This window comes from Streptomyces parvus (assembly GCF_032121415.1).
In the GTDB taxonomy this organism is placed as follows: Bacteria; Actinomycetota; Actinomycetes; order Streptomycetales; family Streptomycetaceae; genus Streptomyces; species Streptomyces globisporus_A.
The window spans coordinates 6,854,811-6,872,703 of the sequence record NZ_CP135079.1 but is presented as its reverse complement, the minus strand read 5'-3'; the positions used below and the strand labels follow the sequence as shown (position 1 = coordinate 6,872,703).

Below are 17,893 nucleotides of genomic sequence, written 5' to 3'. Positions count from 1 at the left end.
TCCCCTGGAGGGAACCATGTCCGAGCCCCCCGAGTGCCGACGCCATCTCCCGGGCCGGCGCGCCTTCCTGGCCGCCGCCGGGGCCGGTGTCGGCACCGCCCTGGCGGGGTCGCTGTCCGCCTGCTCCGCCACCGGCGGCGGCTCGTCCAAAGGCGTCACGCTCACCTTTTCCTGGTGGGGCAACGACGACCGTGCCGAACGCACCGAACGAGCCGTCCGTCTCTTCGAGAAGGAGAACCCGAGGGTCAGGGTCGCCACCTCCAACGCCGACTTCGGCTCGTACATGCAGAAGCTCGCCACCCAGGCGGCGGGCGGCGGCATCCCGGACGTGGCGCAGCTGGACTACCGGCAGGTGTCGCAGTACGCGGGCGGCGGCGCGCTCCTGTCGCTCTCCGCTGCCCTGTCCGAGGGGGCGATCCGCAGCGACGAGATGGACGCGGAGTTCGTGCGCACCGGGACATACGAGGACGAGCAGTACGCCCTGCCGATGGGCCGTGGCATCACGGGATTCGCGTACGACACCCGGCTGTACAGGAAGGCGGGGGTGGCCACCCCGCACCCCGGCTGGACCTGGCGGGAGTGGGCGGCGGCCAACCGGCGCATCACCGCGCTGGGCGAGCGGGCGCCGGACGGGCGCACGGTGGGCGGCGCCAACGACGGTGGCGTCAACGAGGACGTCTTCGAGGTGTGGCTGCGCAGCCGGGGCGGCCGGCTCTACGCGAGCCAGACCCGGCTGGGCTTCACGGAGGACGACCTCACGGAGTTCTGGACCTTCTGCGACGACCTGCGCGACGACGGGGTCGTCGCGCGGGCCGAGGACACCTCCCAGGCGACCAGTACCGAGACATCCCCGATGGGCCGTCGGCTGGCCGCCGCCGATTTCACCTGGGACGCGCCGTTCCCCGGCTATCCGGCGCTGCTCGGCGAGCAGGTGCGGTTCGCGCCCGTACCGACGACAGGCGGCCGCCAGGGCGCGTACTTCAAGCCGTCGATGCTCCTCGGCGTCGGGGCGCACACCGAGCATCCGAAGGAGGCGACCGCGCTGGTGGACTTTCTCCTCAACGACCCGAGAGCCGGGGACATCCTCGGCTTCTCCCGGTCCACTCCCCCGAACCGGACCATCGCCGCCCGCGTCGCCAAGACGCTCAAGGGGGCGGAGCTGGACATCTACCGGTACGCGCTGCGGATGGAGGAGTACGGCCTGGACGCGCCGCCGACCGCGCCACCGCGAGGCGACGTGGCGATCCAGACCGCCTTCAACCGCACGTACCAACGCGTCATGTACGGCCTGGCCACCCCCCGGCAGGCGGCGCGCGAACTGATCGACGAGGCGAAGCGGGAGCTGCGGTCATGAGCACGGTGTCGGCCAAGGCGCCCGCGGGCGCCGACCGGGCGCCAGGACCGCCCCGGCCCGGAGGCCCCAAGCGCCGCCGCGTCCGGCGGGAGAAGCAGTGGCCCGCCTACGTCTTCCTCACCCCGTGGATGCTCGGGGCGGCGGTCCTGACGCTCGTCCCCATGGCGGTGTCCCTCTATCTCTCGTTCACCGACTACAACCTCTTCGAGGCGCCGCGCTGGGTCGGGCTGCGCAACTACACGGAGATGCTCACCGAGGACCCGCGCTACTGGCGCTCGGTCGGCACGACCCTGCTGTACGTGGTGGTCGCCGTGCCGCTGAAGCTGGTCCTCGCGCTCGGCGCGGCGATGCTGCTCAAGAATCTCGGCCGCGGCCGTTCCTTCTACCGCTCCGCCTTCTACGCACCCTCCCTGCTCGGTGCGAGCATGACCGTCGCCCTGGTGTGGCGGGCGCTCTTCAACGACGGCGGTACGGTCCCCGACCTGCTCGGGGCGATCGGCGTCGACAGCGGCGGCTGGGTCGGCGATCCCGATCTGACGGTGTTCGTCGTGGTGCTGCTGACCGTGTGGCAGTTCGGTGCGCCGATGGTCATCTTCCTGGCCGGTCTCCAGCAGATCTCGCCGGACCTGTACGAGGCGGCGGCGCTGGACGGGGCGGGCCGCTGGCGGCAGTTCGTCTCCATCACGGTGCCGATGCTCTCGCCGGTGGTCTTCTTCAACCTGGTGCTGGAGATGATCCAGTCGTTCCAGGTGTTCACCCCGGCCTTCGCCATCAGCGGCGGCACCGGCGGCCCCGCCGACTCGACGATGTTCTACACGCTGTATCTGTACGAACGCGGGTTCACCGCCTCGCACATGGGCTACGCGGCGGCCATGGCCTGGCTGCTGCTGATCGCCATCGGCGTGGTCACGCTGGTGCTCTTCAGGACGTCCCGGTCCTGGGTCTTCTACGCGGACGAGGAGGGGCGATGAATCTCGCCGTCAGGCGCTGGGCGCCGCACACGCTCGCTCTGTTGGGGCTGCTCGTCCTGTTGTATCCGCTGGCCTGGCTGCTGGCGACCTCGCTCAAGCCGGCCGAGGAGGTGGTCACCAGCCTGGACCTGTGGCCGAGCAGCCTGGAGTGGTCGAACTACACGACGGCGCTGGAGGGGGTCTCCGGGGTCGCGGTGAGCCGTCTCCTCGGCAACACGCTGCTGATCGCCACGGGGGCCGTTCTCGGCAATGTGCTGTCGTGCTCGCTGGCCGCCTACGCCTTCGCCCGGCTGCGGTTCCGGATGAGCCGGGTGATGTTCGCCTTCATGGTGGCGACGCTGATGCTGCCGCATCACGTGGTGCTGATCCCGCAGTACATCATCTTCAACCAGCTCGGCATGGTGGACTCCTACTGGCCTCTGATCCTGCCGAAGTTCCTGGCGACCGAGGCGTTCTTCGTCTTCCTCATCGTGCAGTTCATGCGCGGGCTGCCGCGCGAGCTGGAGGAGTCCGCGCGGATCGACGGCTGCGGCCCGTTCCGTACGTATCTGTCGATCACGCTGCCGTTGACCCGGCCCGCGCTGATCACCACGGCGATCTTCACGTTCATCTGGACGTGGAACGACTTCTTCACGCAGATGATCTATCTGTTCGCCCCGGAGAAGTTCACCATCACCCTCGCCCTGCGCTCCTTCGTCGACCAGTCCAGCACCTCCGCCTACGGGCCGATGTTCGCGATGTCGGTGATCTCCGTGCTGCCGATCGTGCTGTTCTTCTTCGTCTTCCAGCGCTATCTGGTGCAGGGCATGGCGACCACCGGTCTGAAGGGCTGAGCACCATGACCCACGCACCCGCCCGCCTCGCCCCGCTCCGCCCGGCCGACCGCCGTGAGCCCGGAGAACTCTTCGGCAGTGGGTTCACCCTCTTCGCGGACATGCTGCTCGTCGGCCTCGTGACGGCACTCGCCTGCCTGCCCATCGTGACCGCTCCGGCAGCCTTCGCCGCCGGGGCCGCGACGCTGCGGGACGGCGCGAGCGGCAGGGCCCCGGTGACGGCGGCCGGGTATCTGCGCCGCCTGCGCGCCCGGGTCACCGTCGGTTCGCTGGCTGCCGGGCTGCTCCCGCCGCTGCTCGTGGCGGTCGTGCTGATCGACGCCGCCTTGGTGCGCAGTGCCCTGCCGGGAGCTGCGGTGGTGGCGCCCGCGCTGGCGCTGACCGTACTCGCCACCGCCCTCGTGGCACTGCGGGCCACCGCGCTGGACGCACCGCACCAGCTGTCCGCCCGCGAGAGCCTGGCCCGCTCGCTCGGCGACCCGCGCGGCAGCGCGCTGCTGGCCGCCGCCGTGGTACTGGCCGCGCTGCTGGCCTGGTCGGTGCCGCTGCTGGTGCCCCTGCTGCCGGGGCCGCTGGCCTTCGCCGCGGCCGCGGTGGAGATCCGCTCCGCCGGGGGCGCGAAGGCGGCCTGACGGTCGTCTCCCCTCCCCCGTTCACCCTCGTTCCCCACCACCGGAGTTCTTCGCATGCCCCTGACCCACCTGGACCTCGCGGGCCACCCGCGCCCGCAGCTCGTCCGTGACCCGGACTGGCGCGACCTCGGCGGCCCGTGGCAGTTCGCGTACGACGACACCGACCGCGGGCGCGCCGAGCGTTGGATGGAACCGGACACCACCTCCCCGTACACGGCGACCGTCACCGTGCCCTACCCGCCGGAGTCGAAAGCCTCGGGCATCGGCGACAGTTCGCACCACCCGGTGCTCTGGTACCGGCGCAGCGTCGAGGTGACCGCTCCCCCGGCCGGGCGCCGGCTGTTGGTGCACTTCGGAGCGGTCGACCACCGGGCCGAGGTGTGGCTGAACGGCCGCCCCGTCGGGTACCACGAGGGCGGGCACACGCCTTTCACGTGCGATCTGACCGACGCCGTCGAGCCGGGCGGGGAGCAGGTCCTCGTCGTGCGCGCCGAGGACCAGCCGCTGGACGTCACGCAGCCGCGCGGCAAACAGGACTGGCGCGATGCCCCGCACGTCATCTGGTACCACCGCACGTCCGGGATCTGGCAGCCGGTGTGGCTGGAGGAGGTGCCGGACCTGCACGTGACGACCCTGCACTGGACGCCGGACGTTGCGCACGCCCGGGTGCGCTGCGCGCTGCGGCTGAGCCGCTGGCCCGGGTGCGCGGTGCGCGTGGACGTAGCGCTGAGGCTGGGCGAACGGCTGCTGGCGGAACAGCGGGTGCTGGCGGACGAGCGGGAGACGGTGTTCGAGATAGCGGTTCCCGCGCTGCGCCACGCCCAGGACCTCGACGCCCTGCTGTGGAGCCCGGACCACCCGCACCTGGTGGACGCGACGGTGACGCTGACGGACGCGGGGGCCGCGGAGGGAGACGGGGGCGCGACCCTCGACCGTCTGACGTCCTACCTCGGTCTACGGGACATCGGCTGGGAGGAGGGCGGCTTTCAGCTCAACCACAAACCGTGCTTCCTCCGATTCGCGCTCCAGCAGGGCTACTGGCCCGACTCCCATCTCGCGGCGACCGCCGACGAACTGCGGCGGGACGCCGAACTGGCCAAGGAGGCGGGGCTCAACGGGCTGCGCGTCCACCAGAAGCTGGAGGACCCCCGCTTCCTCTACTGGGCCGACCGCCTGGGTCTGATGCTGTGGGCCGAGATGCCGTCCGCGTTCGCCTTCGGGACGACCACCGTGGAGCGGGTGCTGAGCGAGTGGACCGAGGCGGTCTCGCGCGACCTCAGCCATCCCTCGATCGTCGCCTGGGTGCCGGTCAACGAGTCCTGGGGCACGCCCAACCCGGCGCACGTGCCGGAGCAGCGCCACTTCATGGATGCGCTGTACCACCTCACCAAGGCACTCGACCCGTCACGCCCGACGGTGTCCAACGACGGGTGGGAGATCTCTGCCGCCGATATCTGGGGGGTGCACGACTACACCCAGCGGGCCGACATCCTGCGCGAGCGGTACGGTCACGCCTCCCTGCGGAGCGGCGAGTTCACCGATCCCTGGCCGGGCGCGAAGCGGCTCCTGCTCCCCGGGGTGCGGCACCAGGGTCAGCCCGTGGTGCTCAGCGAGTTCGGCGGGACGACGTTCGAACCGGCCGAAGGGGAGGAGTGGTTCGGGTACGACACCGTGGCGAGCCCCGAGGACTACGCCGAGCGGCTGGACTGCCTGGTGGCCGCCGCCGTCGACTCGCCTCTCGCGGGCTTCTGCTTCACCCAGCTCACCGACACCGAGCAGGAGACCAACGGCCTGTTCACCGCGGACCGGCGGCCGAAGATCCCGCTGCCCGATCTTCGGACGATCCTCACCCGGCCGCGGCGGGGCTGAGCGGGGCGTCGGCGCTGCGGCCCCCGGCGACAGCGGGTAGCGGGTAGCGGGTAGCGGGTAGCGGGTAGCGGGTAGCGGGTAGCCCATGATGTTCCCCGCGTGCCGAGCGTGCCGACCTCGTAGAGGCCGCTGTGCCGAATGCGGCGGGGACGAGCCGCACGGCCTGCCGTACTGGTGGACAGCATCGTGGAAGACGAACGGTCCGCCTTTGTGCACCAGTACGGCGCCGGCGGATCTCAGGAAGCCGCGGAGCTTGCGCAGCGGGGAGTTCGGGCGGTGCGGAGCCATCGAGAGCCTCTCGTGCGACGGGAGACGGTCGAAGACCTTGCAGCGGTGGTGTGAACCTGCGGCCCGCCAGTGATCCGGCATGGTCGCCATGCCGCTATTCCAACGTTGCAACACGATGTGTGTCCCCGAGCTGAACCCTTGTTCGGCAGGGTTTTCGTCGCCCTCCGGGGGGCGGACAACGCGCCTTCCACCGTGCATAATCGAGGAAAGCGAGGCTGGAAGGCTGGTGAATGGGGGCGGTCACGTTCAAGGATGCGGCGAAGCGGGCCGGGGTCTCCAGCAAACCGTGTCCAACGTTGCACGCCATGCGCCTCGGGTCTCCGATGCGACCCGCGTTCGAGTGATGGAGGCCGTCGGCGGGCTCGGCTACCGCCCCAACGCGTCGGCCCGCCGACTGCGCACTGGACACAGCGGCCTGATCGCGTTCGCCGTCCCGGACCTCACGACGCCCCACTTCGCGGAGCCGGCGCACCATGCGGCCCGGGAGGCCTCCGGACGGGGCCTCACCGTCCTCATCGCCCTCATCGAGGAGATGCGGGGCGACGCCCGGGGAGAACCGCGCCTCGCCACCGGCGCCGGCGCCTCACAGCTGGACAGCGAACCGGGAGCCGGACGGACCCGGTACGAAATCAAGACCGTACGGAACATCATCCGCATCTCGCCCCACGGGAGCGCCGCATGACATCTCCGCACCGCCCGACCCGCCGTCGGCTCCTCACCACCTCGCTGGCTTTCGGCGCATCCGCCGCGCTGGGCCTGCCCGCCACCGCGCGCGCCCAGGACGCGGCCGTCCCGCGCGAAGCCGCGGAGGGGGGCGTCGTACCGGTCGACTGGAAGCGGCTGGGCTCCTACCCCGCCCAGGACGCGGCGGGGCGACGCGTGAGGAAGATCCTGGCCGGCAGCTCCCGCTACCTCATAGGCCCGTGGTACGCGTCCACCTACCGGACGTACCTCCCGGACGGCTACATCGACCTCAAGGGCACCGACGAGCGCGCGATCCGGCTGCCCGCGATGGCCGCCGTCGCCGCCGCTACCGCCCTCGTCACCGGCGTCTACGACCCGGCCGCGCTCTCCGCCGCCAACGCCACCATCCGCACCCGCAACCTCATCCGCACACTCGCCGCCCGGCACCTGGCCAACAACACCACACCGGCCACCCGCTGGGGCAACGGCTGGCAGACCGCGCTCTGGGCGTACTACACGGCGCTCGCCGGCTGGATCTTCTGGGACGAGCTGGACGACAAGGCACGGCGCGATATCGCCGCGATGACCGCCTGGGAGGCGGACCGGCTCACCACCGGGAACGATCTGTTCCTGGTCGGCGCCAGCGGCCACCAGCTCTATGAGAAGCGACGAGACGGAACGGTGGTCACCCCGGGCGACAGCAAGGCCGAGGAGGACAACTGGAGCGCCGCCGTCCTCTCACTCGCGGAGGTGATGATGCCCCGCCACCCGCGCGCCACCGCGTGGAAGCGCCGCAACACCGAACTGCTGCTCGCGGCCGCCGCCTGCCCCGCGGACCTCACCGGCACCACGACGATCAACGGCATCAGGCTCTCCAGCTGGCTGCGCGGCACCAACATCGCCGACGACGGCACCCTCGACAACCACAACATCCTGCATCCGCTCTACATGGTCGCCTTCGACCAGAGCCTCTACGAAGGCTTCGTGTACGGCCTCGCCGACCGCAGCGCGCCCCGCGCCGCGCTGCACAACATCACCCGCGTCTACTCCGCCCTGGTCGACAAACCCTTCACCGCCCCGGACGGCACGGTGAAGACCATCTACCAGCCGGGCTCCGGTCAGATCCACTACCCGGAGGGCAACGACTGGGGCACGCACTTCCCGTTCTACTTCGGCAACTTCGACCTGCTGGTCACCCTGACCGCCCAGGACACCGGTATCGATCCGGCCGCGGCCACCTGGGAGCGGCTGCACAACGAGGAACAGCTGCGCCTGATGGCCCGCTTCACCGACGGGCGCACCTACGGGGCGTCGGGTGAGAACACCTACTACGGCCGCGAGCACCGCGTCGGCGCCATGGCAGGACAGGCCTTCCTCACGCTCTTCGTGGCGCGCAACACCACTAAGAACAGGCTGCGTTTCACCTGAAGCGTGGCTCCTTGCCGGGTTGATCGGATGCGTCTGTCCGATTGGTGATCACTGATGCGATGCGGGACCGGATCGAGCCGCTGATGCCGGCCGATCCGGTCCTGGACGACGGTGGGCTGGTCACCGCCGCACGCTGGAAGCCACCACGTGGAAGTACCGCACCTGGCCTCTGTCCATCCGTCCATGTCACCGCAGGGCAGGCCGGTGACGCGCGGGCCTTCGAGGCGGTCACGGCGGAATGCGGGTTCTGCGGCAAGTCGGCCCTGCCAAGACGCCTCCCATCCCACGTCGGACGGCGCTCGTCAGCGGGGCCCGACCGGAACGCCGTGCGGGCCAGGTTGTCAGGGCGCGTTGACCGCCCGCAGGGACGAGGCGCCGACCACGGCGTACCACCTGACGTCGGCAGCGAGCCATGTGACTGCCTCGTCCACCGGCCATTCCTTGAGCACTCTCCCCGTGCGCAGCCCCAGTGCCCGGCACACCTGCCCGGCCGTGACGTAAGCCATGTCGCCTCCGATGGCGGGCGGGCAGCGTGCGATGGCGTCGAACGACGTCCGCCACAGCTGCCGTCCGCCGTCCGCGAGGTCGAGTGCCTGCAGGGTTCTGGCGTCCAGCCAGCTGAGCAGGACCCCGTCCCGCGCGACGGGGCCTCGTCTGCCACCCCCGGGCAGCGACGGCCAACCGGTGTCGAGCCCGGCGGTGGGGTGGCTCCACAGCCGCTTTCCGCTGTCGGGGCTGAAACCAATCAGGTCCTCCCCGGCGGCGACCAACAGACCGGTACCGGCGGCATGCCCGAGGGCCGTGGCACCGTTCCCGGCGGTGAGGCTCAGCGGTCCATTGCGCAGGCGGTCGCCGGTGCGTACGTCGATGAGGTGCAGTTCTTCGGCGTCGCTGAGCAGGGCGAAGCGCTCGCCGCCACGGCCGTCCGGCGCGGGCGGAGTGACCGGCGCGGCCTGGGACTGCCCGGTCTTGCCGAGCCCGGGGTAGGACCACCATTCCCGGCCTGTGGCCACGTCGAGGCAGAAGACCCGAGGATCCAGCGCCCCGGTGTCCGGGACGAGGAGGAGTCTGGTGCCGGAGACCGCGGGCGCTCGCCAGTCACGTGTCTCTCCCTTTCGTGGGTGCGGGGTCCGCCAGTGGCGCGCGAGCCACCCGAGGGCAGAGCGAGCGAGCGGAGCACCCGGTCGTCCGTCGATCCACCGTCGTCGCCCAGCGTGACGAGCCTCCCGTCCGCGACGGCGAACCACTTCACGGTCCCCCGCCATGGCTGTTGCGGCAGCCGTGGGTCTCCTGTCCGTACGTCGTGGACTCTGTCCAGGAGCTCCGGGGCGATGAGCAGGCCGCTCGCGACACCCCAGAGCGAGTCGTGAGCGGCGCGCGCCGGCGCCTTGTCGTCCTGCCACAGGCTCGCCCCGCCCTCGGCACCCACGGCGCGCACCAGTCCCTGTGTGGCGGCCGGACCTGGTCTCGCCCCGTGCACCAGCACCGTGCCCCCGGCGAGCAGGGCGGACGTGACGTCACCCGCTCTGTCGTCCCGGCCGGTCAGCCTCCAGCGCTCCCGGCCGGGGTGTGTTGACCCTGCCTCCAGTACGGGACCGTCCTGCTCGGCGCCGGTGCCTGGTGCTTTCGGTGCACGGGCCACGGCCCAGACAGCCAGCCCTGTGAGACCGGCGCCGGAGGTGGTGAGGAAGGCGCGACGTGTCAGCGTGTGCGGGCGATCGGGCCGGCAGGAACACGTCATCGAGCAGGGCATCGACACGTCCACCATGGAGGGCCGAGCCATGTTCGGGATGCTGTCAGTGCTCGCCGAGCTGCAGGCCGAACTGACCGTGGCCCGCACCAACTGCGGGCTCGCCTCCGCTCGGGCCCGCGGCCGGGTCGGCGGTCACCGACCGAAGCTCACCGCTGACCGACTGTTCGTTTCGGATGAGGTTCGCAGGCGTCTCAAGCAGATGATGCCGAAGGCGAGTTGGAGTAGGCCGAGGCGAAGGTCGGCACGCATCTCGTACCGGATGCGCAGGCGTGGCGTAGAGGCGCCCCCGCCGCGGTCTTGCCATGGCCCTCCTCCCGTGGGGCGCCGTGCGGCATCAGAAACAACCGGCGATCGCGTTGCTCACTGTCCCGGCATCGTGTGAGCGGGAAGACGGTATCGATGACGGGACGGCGTTTGGTCTCGGCGGCGAGGGCGCACCGGCCGCCCGGACACTCACACGCCACGGCGACCTGATCGTGCCCTCGACGGGGACGGCGTGCTGCTCGTCGACCGCACGAGCCACCGTCATGTGCCCTCGTTCTCCGTCGACTCGATCGGCACCACAGCGGCGAGCGACACCTTCTGCCGCGCCCTTGCCGTCGCCCTGGCAGAGGGCAAGGACCCGCTGTACGCGGCACGCTGGGCCAGTGCCGCCGCAGCTCTGTCCACCCCGCGCGCAGACGCCTAGCCAACCGTCCGACAGTGAGGTGATCCGCCGCCCCCCGAGGAGAGCGCCGTCGCGCGTGCCGGCCGGGAGAGGGTGACGCTCGCCGCAGGCGTGGAGACGCCGCCGGGCAACCCAGGGCTGGCAGATATATTACGTAGCTCGATATATGCTCGGCTCATGACCAGACAGAAACCGCCCTTGACGGAACCGCAGTACTTCATCCTCGCTGCGCTCCTGGACGGCCCGTTGCACGGTTACGGAATCATCAAGGCTGCCGAGCAGGCCACCGCCGGGCGACTCCGGATCGCTGTCGGCACTCTTTACGGCGCGCTGGAACGGTTGGAGCGGGCCGGGCTGGTGGCCCCCGGCGACGAGGAGATCGTGGATGGGCGGGCTCGGCGCTACTACCGGCTCACCGAGGACGGCACCGAGGCGCTCGGCCGGGAGGCGCTGCGGATGCAGCAGGCGGCGGCCGTCGTCATCGGACACTCGCGGAGTGCCGGAGCGGCCACGGCATGAATCGTCTGCTGCTTGCGGCCTATCCCGAGTCCTACCGTTCCCGGCAGGGAGGGGAGGTGCTGGCCTGCCTGGCCGAGGCCTATCCCGGCCGCTCCTGGCCGCCGCCGCGGGAAGTTGCCGCCTTGGTGCGCGCCGGGGTGCAGGCCCGCGCCCGTGCCACCGTTGACGACACCACTCGGCCGTGGTGGCTGGACGGCATACACATGGCCGCCCTCGTCCTCGCCGCGCTGGCTCTGGTTCCGTACTTGCAGGACGTGTGGCACTGGGCACTGCACATCGACCCCGGACAGCACGCCATGGCCTTCCGCTTCTCCGGCTGGTACCCGTGGGCCGAAGGACCCACGCGAATACGGCTGCTGCCCTACGGGCTGCTCCCGCTGGTCTGCCTGATCGCTCTGCTTCGGGGCAGATCCTGGATCGCGCTGCCCGCCGCGGCAGCCATGATCTGGGCCGGCGCCACGTCCCACGGCCGCACCCTTTTCGGCGACGAAGGCAAGGCGGGCCTGGGCTACTACGGTCTCGGCACCCCGATAACGGCCCGTGACCTGGCACTCTCGGGGGCCCTGTGCGCCGCGTGCGCCGTGCTGGCGCTCTGCCGACCCAGCCGTCTGCGACGCCGCTCGTACCGCTGGCTGGCCCCGCTCGTGCTCGCCATGTTCATTGCCGGGAGCCTGCACATCATCTCCGTCAGTCCGACCTTCCAGCGCGGCCTGTTCGCCCTCGAAGTCATCGCACTGATCGCCGCGTGGGTGGCGACGGACGCCACCGGCGACCACCGGTGGCTGATCCCCGTCGCAGCGGTCGCGACCGTCCGCACGCAGGCGATCGTCGTCCGGCCGGACGCCTTCATGCAGTCCTTCCCGGACCTGGCCGTCCTCATCCTGCTGACCGCGCCCCTCCCCGCCCTGGCGTTCACGGCCCAGCGGCGGCAGGGACTGGCGCACACCGAATAGGAGCGCCCCCGGTGCGGCCGACCGAACCCGTGGGCCCCCGAAGTGCCGCAAGACGCGCGTGACCGCCCCCTTCCAACGGAAGAAACAGAGAAATGACCCAGCACGATTCTCCGCCCCTGCCCGCGTACCGTCCGGGGGCCTCGAAGCAGGCGTCCGAAGCCCCCGACGACACCAGCCCGTCGCGAACGGCACGGCCGTGGATGCCGGCTCTGCTGTACACCCTGGGGTTCCTGACGGTCTACCTGCTCGCCGTCTGCACCCCGTGGGGGCAACGAGCTGAGAACGCCCTGTTCCGACTCGGTGTGCAGGGGGGCGAAGAAGCATGGATCTACCCCCTGTCAGGATCGCCCTACGGGTCGACACCCATCCCACCGATGGAACTGAGCGCCGAGCCCACCGTGATGGCGGGCTTGGCCGTCATCGTGGTCCTCACCCTGGTGCGGCGGTGCTGGCGATCCGGGTGCGCGGCGCTGGGGGTCGTCATTCTCACGATCGGGGGCAAGGAGGGGTTCAAATCGACCATGCCCCGACCCGATCTGGTGGGCGCACCCGAGAATCTCCTTGACCAGGGTTTCCCCAGTGGGCACACGGCCATCCCCGCCGCGCTGACGCTCGCCGTCGTCCTCGTGGTTTCCCCCCGCATCCGCCCCTACGTCGCCACGGCCGGTGTGCTGTGGCTCGCCTGCATCGCCGCCGCCACCGCCACCATGGGCGGTCACCGGCCCAGCGAAGTGCTGGGAGCCACGCTGTTGGCCTGCGCCTGTTATGGCCTCGCGACCTGGCTGCTGCCGTCGGCCGCCGCGCCGGGCGCCGCGCGGAGCCCTCGTGCGCTGCCCGTCATCACCCTGACGCTGGCACTGGCCGTCGCCCTCGTCTCCGGCGCACGGAACGACACCCTCACAAGGTCGCTGGTCTCCGCGGCGACAGCCTTCATATGTGCGGTCCTGATCTGGTACGCCGCAGTCGGGCGGCCCGCACGCCGCGCACGCCCCGCATCGGACTGACCACCCGGCAGACCCCGGGACACCGGCGCATCCCGGCTACCGACGGTCCAACGCCCACCGCTCGGTCGTGGAAGCCGTCCGCGCCCGAGCGGGGTTGCGCTCCCGCCCGGCGCATCCTCCCGCAGTCCGGTCAATAACTGACCGTTTCACAATGAAGCGTCGTAGTCAGACGTTGGCTGCAGGCTCGGACGTGGTCTCCGTCGCTCGGTGGAAATATGTCCGAGCCTGCCGTCTCTGAAGAGTCGGCCAGGAGCGAGCGCGTCGTGGAGGTGGTGGCCAGAGCACCGCCGCGGTCCACCCCCGACCGTCATGCTGATGCGCTCACATGCCGATCGCCAACGCAACCCCAATCAGGGCGATTCCCAGCCCCCCGTACAAAAGGGCTGCCACCTTGTGTGCGAACAGGGGCATGGTGTCCGGCAGATACATGCGGGTCGGCTCTCGCGGGTCGAGCTCCACCTTCACGGCCTGGCCGACTGAGATCCGCAATTGCTTCCCGTAGAGCGAGCCTTTTATCACGCGCCCTTCGTGCACGACCGGTCCCAAGTGATAACGCGTCTCATCCGAGGAGAACCGGCCCGGCCCGTACCCGGAACACGGGACCTCCAGAGAGATCCGCCGCTGCCGGCTCCGCACGTCAGACACCGACAGCGCTACCGCCCACACGACAGCCCCGGCTGCCAGAACAAGAACCACGAGCACGTTCGCCCACCCCAGTCTCAGAAACGAGCAAGTAGCAAGAAGTCGGGCTTCAGATCACGGGGCACTGCAGAATCCCTGCTGTCCGCTCACACTCATCAAGCGAGTTCGCTGGTGAACAGACCCGCCGGTCGGGCTTCTTCCGCCACGATCTCGACGTGATCAGAGATCTCGTGCCCGACGATTTGTGGGCCCGCATCGCTCCGATTCTGCCACCCCTCCGCAGCGGCGGAATCAACATCCGGGACGACGCCGGACAGACGACCGCACCGCCCGCCCTGGCAGGCATCCTCTTCGTCCTGCGCACGGGTGCAGCCTGGCGTGATGTACCTCGTCAGGAGATAGGTTGCTCGGGGGGCACAGCCTGGCGTCGTCTACGGGACTGGACCGAGGCCGGCGTCTGGCCACGCCTGCATGCTGCGATCCTCGCCGAGCTGCGAAAGGCCGGACTGCTGGAGATGGACGACTGTGCCATCGACGGCTCACACGTCCGCAGTCTGAAAGGGGGAGCTCACACCGGACCACCGCCGGTCGACAGGGGCCGCCCAGGAAGCAAACACCACATCGTCGTCGACCGGAGGGGCACACCTCTCGCAGTGTCGCTCACCGGTGGCAACCGACACGATGTCAGTCAGCTCATCCCGCTCATCGATGCCATCCCACGCATTCGTGGACTACGCGGACGGCCGCGCCATCGCCCGCAACGGTTGTACGCCGACCGCGGCTACGACTTCGACAAGTACCGGAGACTTCTCCGGCGCCGAGGCATAGCGCCCAAAATCGCCCGCCGCGGTGCCCCTCACGGCTCCGGCTTGGGCAAGACCCGCTGGGTTGTCGAGCGCACCTTCGCCTGGCTCCACCAGTTCAAGAGACTCCGGATCCGCTACGAGATGCGTGCTGATCTTCACCTCGGACTACTACAACTCGCCTGCGGCATCATCTGTCTTCGGAACCTCCGGGCGGCATTCTGAAACGATCAGTAAGACGGTGTCGCCGGCCCGGCCTCCCGTGCGCGGGTGAGGGCGCGGGTCAGTCTGTGGTGAAGCTGTGCAGTGCCGCAGCGGGGTAGCGGCTCCCTGCCGAGCCGTGGGGAAGTATCTCAGTGATGCGGGCCAGATCAGCGGCGGAGAGCTGGACGTCGAGGGCGTGGGTGTTCTCCTCAAGGCGCTCGGTGCTGCGGGTGCCGGGAATGGGTGCGACGTCCTCGCCCTGGGCGAGCAGCCAGGCCAGCGAGAGTTGGGCGGTAGTGATGTTCTTGGTGTCCGCCACATTCTTGAGTTGTTCGGTGGCGTGCAGGTTGTAGGTGTAGTTCTCGCCCTGCCAGCGCTCGTCCCAGCTGCGCATGTCGTCCGCGGCGTACTCGCTCGCGGGCTTGACCTGGCCGGTGAGAAAGCCGCGGCCGAGTGGGGAGTAGGGCACCAGTCCGATGCCGAGTTCCCGCAGGACGGGAAGGATCCTTTCCTCCACCTCCCGCTCGAACAGCGAGTACTCGTACTGGAGCGCGGAGACCGGGGTGACGGCGTGGGCACGGCGGATGTACTGGGGGCCGACGTTGCTCAGGCCGAAGTACTTCACCTTGCCCTCGGAGATCAGTTCGCCGACCACCCCGGCGACCTCCTCAACCGGAACGGCGGGGTCGGAGATGTGCTGGTAGAAGAGGTCGATGTGGTCGCTCTGCAGGTAGCGCAGGCTGCTCTCGGCGGCCTTGCGGATGTTCTCCGGGCGGCTGTCGAAGCCGGAACCCAGCGGCTGCGCGGTCATGTCGAAGCCGAACTTGGTGGCCAGGACCACCTCGTCGCGGAAGTCCTTGACCGCCTCGCCGAGGAGGATCTCGTTGCTGCCGGTGCCGGCGCCGTACAGCTCGGCGGTGTCGAAGAAGTCGATCCCGAGTTCGTGGGCGCGGCGGATGGTCGCGATGCTCTCGTCCTTGTTCGAGGCGCCGTAGGCCATGGACATGCCCATGATCCCCAGGCCGAGCGCCGAGACGCGCAGACCCTGAGAGCCCAGATTGCGGTGCTGCATGAGTTCACTCCTTCAGTGCTTCGCCGGTCGGAGAGGTCAAACCGAACCGTTCTGTTTGACTCTACGGGTCGACCGGTCGCCATGCCAAACTGAACGGTTCGGTGCCTTATTCTGGGGCTATGCCTCAGTCCCGCGCCTCCGGCCCGACCGCAGCGCCCGCAACCGCCGCTGGTGGCGACACCCGCGAGCGCATCCTTACCGCCGCCATGGAGGAATTCGCCCGCCACGGCATCGCCGGCGCTCGCGTGGACCGCATCGCCAAGCTCGCCAGGACCAGCAAAGAACGCGTCTACGCCTACTTCCGCGGCAAGGAAGCGCTCTACGCCGCCGTGGCTGCACGGGAGTACGTCGTCATCGCCGAGGCCACCCAGATGGACCCGTACGACCTCCCCGGCTACGCGGGCCGACTGTTCGACTACTTCGTCGCGCGTCCGGACCACCACCGCCTGATCACCTGGGGCCGCCTCGAACTGCCGGGCACCGCAGCCGTTGCCGACGATCCCACCCAGGCAGTGATCGCCCGGAAGGTCGGCCAGCTACGCGAGGTGCAGCAGCTTGGACATATCGCCCCCACCTGGGACCCGACCGACGTCCTCGCCCTGGTCAATCAGATCGCCATGACCTGGGCGGCACAACCCGAACTCAGCAGGGCCGCTTCCGCGCACGCCGTGGACCCCACCACCGCCGCCCGCCGCGCAGCAGTGGTGACCGCTGTCGAGCGGCTCTTCCCCCGAGCGCGCTGAGGTCCCCCGGGGCGACGGCATGCCTGGTCGACGTTCGCGAACGACGCCGAACTCCCTTGCCCCTCGCCATGGGGCGGCATCCTGCTGACGAATCATCGCCCGTGTGCCCGCCGACCTCGCCGACCGACTCTGCCCCCGCACTGCAATGTGACGCCATGGGCGGGTGCCCCTGGCCGGCCGGCAACGGCAGTTCGGCAACCTGATCGCCCGGCCGCTCATGGCCGGCGCGCTCGTAGCGCCCTCCGGGCACCAGCAAGACCGTGATGGCCTGCGCCTGCACGGACACCTCAGCGCGGTCGAGCACGCCGAGGTCCGCACCGCCTCCACTCGGAAGCCACTGACCCTGGGGGATGCGCGGGCCAGCCGCCTGCCGCTTGATCGAATCGTGACCGTTTCCGCTGGTCAGCAGCCACGCGAGTCGTAGACCTGGATCGGCGCGAGCCCCCCTCGAACCGCGCTCGGCAGCTACGCACCACACGGGACCGATGCCCACTCCCGTCGCCGTGTCACTGGTGGTCCGTGCTGGTCGGCACCGGCGAACCCGGGCTTTCGGCACGCCAGGTTGCCAGGGCACCGGCTGACACGATCAGTCCCATGCCGACGAGCACCGGTGCGGAGAGAGCTTCGGCGAGGGCGAGGGCACCGATCAGTGCGCCCATCAGCGGGTCGAAGGAGAACAGCGTCGCGACCACTTTGGCGCCGGCCATCTTCACGGCCCGGAAATCCAGGGTGAAGGCCAGGGCCACCCCGACGACGCCGGAGACAGCGACCAGGCCCCAGTCGGATCCGGTGACGCCCGGAGCGGCGGGCAAGGAGAAGGGGAGGAGGAGCACCGCCGCGATACAGACCGGCACGGCCAGTCCGTCCAACCCCGAAGACGCCCTGCCCACGCGCTGTGCGAAGACGGTGTAGAAGGCAAGGGCCACCGCGGAGAGCAGTCCCAGGGCGATTCCTGCCCACTCGACTGCCCCGCCGGGCTGCGTGACCAGGACTACGCCCGCCAGGCCGACTGCCGGCAGGAGCGCTTCACGCCACGTGCGCGCCGAGGCGACCGCCACGACGAACGGCCCGAGGAACAGCAGCGTCGCCGCCACGCCCAGCGGGAGACGGCCCACCGCGCCGTAGAAGGCCACGTTCATCACGGCCATCGCCGCGCCGTAGACGACCATGCCGGCCCATTCCTGCCGCGTGTGGCCACGGACTCTCGGACGTACCAGCACCACCAGGACGACGGCAGCGCAGAGCTGCCGCAGTCCGGCGACGGCGGGAGCGCCCAGCCGATCGAAGAGTGTCGAGGCGAGTGCTGCGGAGGCTTGCACGCTCAGGCAACTGACGAGGACCAGGCCCGCCCCGAGGAGCGCTCGGGTGCGGGCAGGTCCCACCCCGGTCAGGTCGTTCACGTGCACCTCCGGTTGGGCAGGAGGCACCCGACCCTCACCACCTCACTGAAACGATCGTTTCATTGTAACGCTCG

18 protein-coding genes and 2 pseudogenes are annotated in these 17,893 nt (G+C 70.1%); 16 read left to right on the top strand and 4 right to left on the bottom strand.

All coding sequences use genetic code 11. The features are described from left to right. Positions 1-16 precede the first annotated feature (16 nt). The 9 genes and pseudogenes from RNL97_RS31865 to RNL97_RS31830 form a co-directional block, all read left to right on the top strand. Positions 17-1,354 carry an ABC transporter substrate-binding protein gene (locus RNL97_RS31865; protein ID WP_313751532.1) on the top strand — a complete coding sequence of 446 codons (1,338 nt, stop codon included), beginning with the start codon at positions 17-19 and terminating at the stop codon, positions 1,352-1,354. Next, the gene (locus RNL97_RS31860; protein WP_243316124.1) at positions 1,351-2,325 is read left to right on the top strand and encodes a carbohydrate ABC transporter permease; all 975 of its coding nucleotides are present in this window, start codon (positions 1,351-1,353) and stop codon (positions 2,323-2,325) included. The genes RNL97_RS31865 and RNL97_RS31860 overlap by 4 nt, the downstream gene beginning before the upstream one ends. Continuing rightward, positions 2,322-3,158, top strand: coding sequence for a carbohydrate ABC transporter permease (locus tag RNL97_RS31855; protein WP_030586058.1), 837 nt, complete (start codon positions 2,322-2,324; stop codon positions 3,156-3,158). The genes RNL97_RS31860 and RNL97_RS31855 overlap by 4 nt, the downstream gene beginning before the upstream one ends. Positions 3,159-3,163: 5 nt before the next feature. Then, entirely contained in the window at positions 3,164-3,790 is a 627-nt protein-coding gene (locus RNL97_RS31850) for a hypothetical protein (RefSeq protein WP_030586059.1), read from the top strand. A gap of 54 nt (positions 3,791-3,844) precedes the next feature. Next, positions 3,845-5,659 (top strand): glycoside hydrolase family 2 protein, encoded by a 1,815-nt coding sequence (locus RNL97_RS31845; RefSeq protein WP_313751529.1) that lies wholly within the window; start codon positions 3,845-3,847, stop codon positions 5,657-5,659. A gap of 367 nt (positions 5,660-6,026) precedes the next feature. After that, positions 6,027-6,281 (top strand): annotated as a pseudogene (locus RNL97_RS33170) (hypothetical protein); the annotation flags it as partial. A gap of 6 nt (positions 6,282-6,287) precedes the next feature. Next, on the top strand, positions 6,288-6,629 hold the full coding sequence (locus RNL97_RS31840; protein WP_313751528.1) for a hypothetical protein: 342 nt from the start codon (positions 6,288-6,290) through the stop codon (positions 6,627-6,629). Beyond that, positions 6,626-8,059, top strand: coding sequence for a hypothetical protein (locus RNL97_RS31835; protein WP_313751527.1), 1,434 nt, complete (start codon positions 6,626-6,628; stop codon positions 8,057-8,059). Before RNL97_RS31840 ends, RNL97_RS31835 begins: the two co-directional genes overlap by 4 nt. A gap of 59 nt (positions 8,060-8,118) precedes the next feature. Then, positions 8,119-8,222 (top strand): annotated as a pseudogene (locus RNL97_RS31830) (IS5/IS1182 family transposase); the annotation flags it as partial. Between the two features lie 178 nt (positions 8,223-8,400). Here RNL97_RS31830 and RNL97_RS31825 read toward each other — a convergent pair. Continuing rightward, on the bottom strand, positions 8,401-9,072 hold the full coding sequence (locus tag RNL97_RS31825; RefSeq protein ID WP_398867039.1) for an outer membrane protein assembly factor BamB family protein: 672 nt from the start codon (positions 9,070-9,072) through the stop codon (positions 8,401-8,403). A gap of 435 nt (positions 9,073-9,507) precedes the next feature. On the opposite strand from RNL97_RS31825, the gene RNL97_RS33200 reads away from it, so the two are divergent. From RNL97_RS33200 to RNL97_RS31800, 5 genes are all read left to right on the top strand, one after another. Next, on the top strand, positions 9,508-10,194 hold the full coding sequence (locus RNL97_RS33200) for a recombinase family protein (RefSeq protein ID WP_463674044.1): 687 nt from the start codon (positions 9,508-9,510) through the stop codon (positions 10,192-10,194). A 114-nt stretch (positions 10,195-10,308) separates the two neighbouring features. After that, positions 10,309-10,500 (top strand): PfkB family carbohydrate kinase, encoded by a 192-nt coding sequence (locus RNL97_RS31815; RefSeq protein WP_050500106.1) that lies wholly within the window; start codon positions 10,309-10,311, stop codon positions 10,498-10,500. 156 nt (positions 10,501-10,656) lie between these two features. Beyond that, positions 10,657-10,998, top strand: a complete 342-nt coding sequence (locus RNL97_RS31810; protein ID WP_313751525.1) for a PadR family transcriptional regulator — start codon at positions 10,657-10,659, stop codon at positions 10,996-10,998. After that, positions 10,995-11,951, top strand: a complete 957-nt coding sequence (locus RNL97_RS31805) for a hypothetical protein (protein WP_243316118.1) — start codon at positions 10,995-10,997, stop codon at positions 11,949-11,951. Before RNL97_RS31810 ends, RNL97_RS31805 begins: the two co-directional genes overlap by 4 nt. A 92-nt stretch (positions 11,952-12,043) precedes the next feature. Continuing rightward, positions 12,044-12,955: a phosphatase PAP2 family protein gene (locus tag RNL97_RS31800; RefSeq protein ID WP_030586070.1), complete on the top strand. Its 912-nt coding sequence runs from the start codon at positions 12,044-12,046 to the stop codon at positions 12,953-12,955. A gap of 321 nt (positions 12,956-13,276) precedes the next feature. Here the strand turns inward: RNL97_RS31800 and RNL97_RS31795 are convergent, their stop codons facing one another. After that, a complete protein-coding gene (locus RNL97_RS31795) occupies positions 13,277-13,657 on the bottom strand; it encodes a hypothetical protein (protein WP_313751524.1) in 381 nt (126 codons plus the stop codon). A gap of 158 nt (positions 13,658-13,815) precedes the next feature. On the opposite strand from RNL97_RS31795, the gene RNL97_RS31790 reads away from it, so the two are divergent. Continuing rightward, entirely contained in the window at positions 13,816-14,625 is an 810-nt protein-coding gene (locus RNL97_RS31790; protein WP_390332835.1) for an IS5 family transposase, read from the top strand. Positions 14,626-14,683: 58 nt separating this feature from the next. Here RNL97_RS31790 and RNL97_RS31785 read toward each other — a convergent pair whose 3' ends face one another. Further along, a complete protein-coding gene (locus RNL97_RS31785; protein ID WP_030586074.1) occupies positions 14,684-15,676 on the bottom strand; it encodes an aldo/keto reductase in 993 nt (330 codons plus the stop codon). Between the two features lie 119 nt (positions 15,677-15,795). Between RNL97_RS31785 and RNL97_RS31780 the strand changes: the two genes are divergently transcribed. Next, positions 15,796-16,419: a TetR/AcrR family transcriptional regulator gene (locus RNL97_RS31780; RefSeq protein WP_313751521.1), complete on the top strand. Its 624-nt coding sequence runs from the start codon at positions 15,796-15,798 to the stop codon at positions 16,417-16,419. A gap of 506 nt (positions 16,420-16,925) precedes the next feature. Here RNL97_RS31780 and RNL97_RS31775 read toward each other — a convergent pair. Further along, the gene (locus RNL97_RS31775; RefSeq protein ID WP_313751520.1) at positions 16,926-17,819 is read right to left on the bottom strand and encodes an EamA family transporter; all 894 of its coding nucleotides are present in this window, start codon (positions 17,817-17,819) and stop codon (positions 16,926-16,928) included. Between the last annotated feature and the right edge of the window lie 74 nt (positions 17,820-17,893).

What these genes read in the sequence shown, in the direction of transcription:
- RNL97_RS31865 (WP_313751532.1), top strand. Translation starts at nt 17, where the DNA reads ATGTCCGAGCCCCCCGAGTGCCGACGCCATCTCCCGGGCCGGCGCGCC.
- RNL97_RS31860 (WP_243316124.1), top strand. Translation starts at nt 1,351, where the DNA reads ATGAGCACGGTGTCGGCCAAGGCGCCCGCGGGCGCCGACCGGGCGCCA.
- RNL97_RS31855 (WP_030586058.1), top strand. Translation starts at nt 2,322, where the DNA reads ATGAATCTCGCCGTCAGGCGCTGGGCGCCGCACACGCTCGCTCTGTTG.
- RNL97_RS31850 (WP_030586059.1), top strand. Translation starts at nt 3,164, where the DNA reads ATGACCCACGCACCCGCCCGCCTCGCCCCGCTCCGCCCGGCCGACCGC.
- RNL97_RS31845 (WP_313751529.1), top strand. Translation starts at nt 3,845, where the DNA reads ATGCCCCTGACCCACCTGGACCTCGCGGGCCACCCGCGCCCGCAGCTC.
- RNL97_RS31835 (WP_313751527.1), top strand. Translation starts at nt 6,626, where the DNA reads ATGACATCTCCGCACCGCCCGACCCGCCGTCGGCTCCTCACCACCTCG.
- RNL97_RS31810 (WP_313751525.1), top strand. Translation starts at nt 10,657, where the DNA reads ATGACCAGACAGAAACCGCCCTTGACGGAACCGCAGTACTTCATCCTC.
- RNL97_RS31805 (WP_243316118.1), top strand. Translation starts at nt 10,995, where the DNA reads ATGAATCGTCTGCTGCTTGCGGCCTATCCCGAGTCCTACCGTTCCCGG.
- RNL97_RS31800 (WP_030586070.1), top strand. Translation starts at nt 12,044, where the DNA reads ATGACCCAGCACGATTCTCCGCCCCTGCCCGCGTACCGTCCGGGGGCC.
- RNL97_RS31785 (WP_030586074.1), bottom strand. Translation starts at nt 15,676, where the DNA reads ATGCAGCACCGCAATCTGGGCTCTCAGGGTCTGCGCGTCTCGGCGCTC.
- RNL97_RS31780 (WP_313751521.1), top strand. Translation starts at nt 15,796, where the DNA reads ATGCCTCAGTCCCGCGCCTCCGGCCCGACCGCAGCGCCCGCAACCGCC.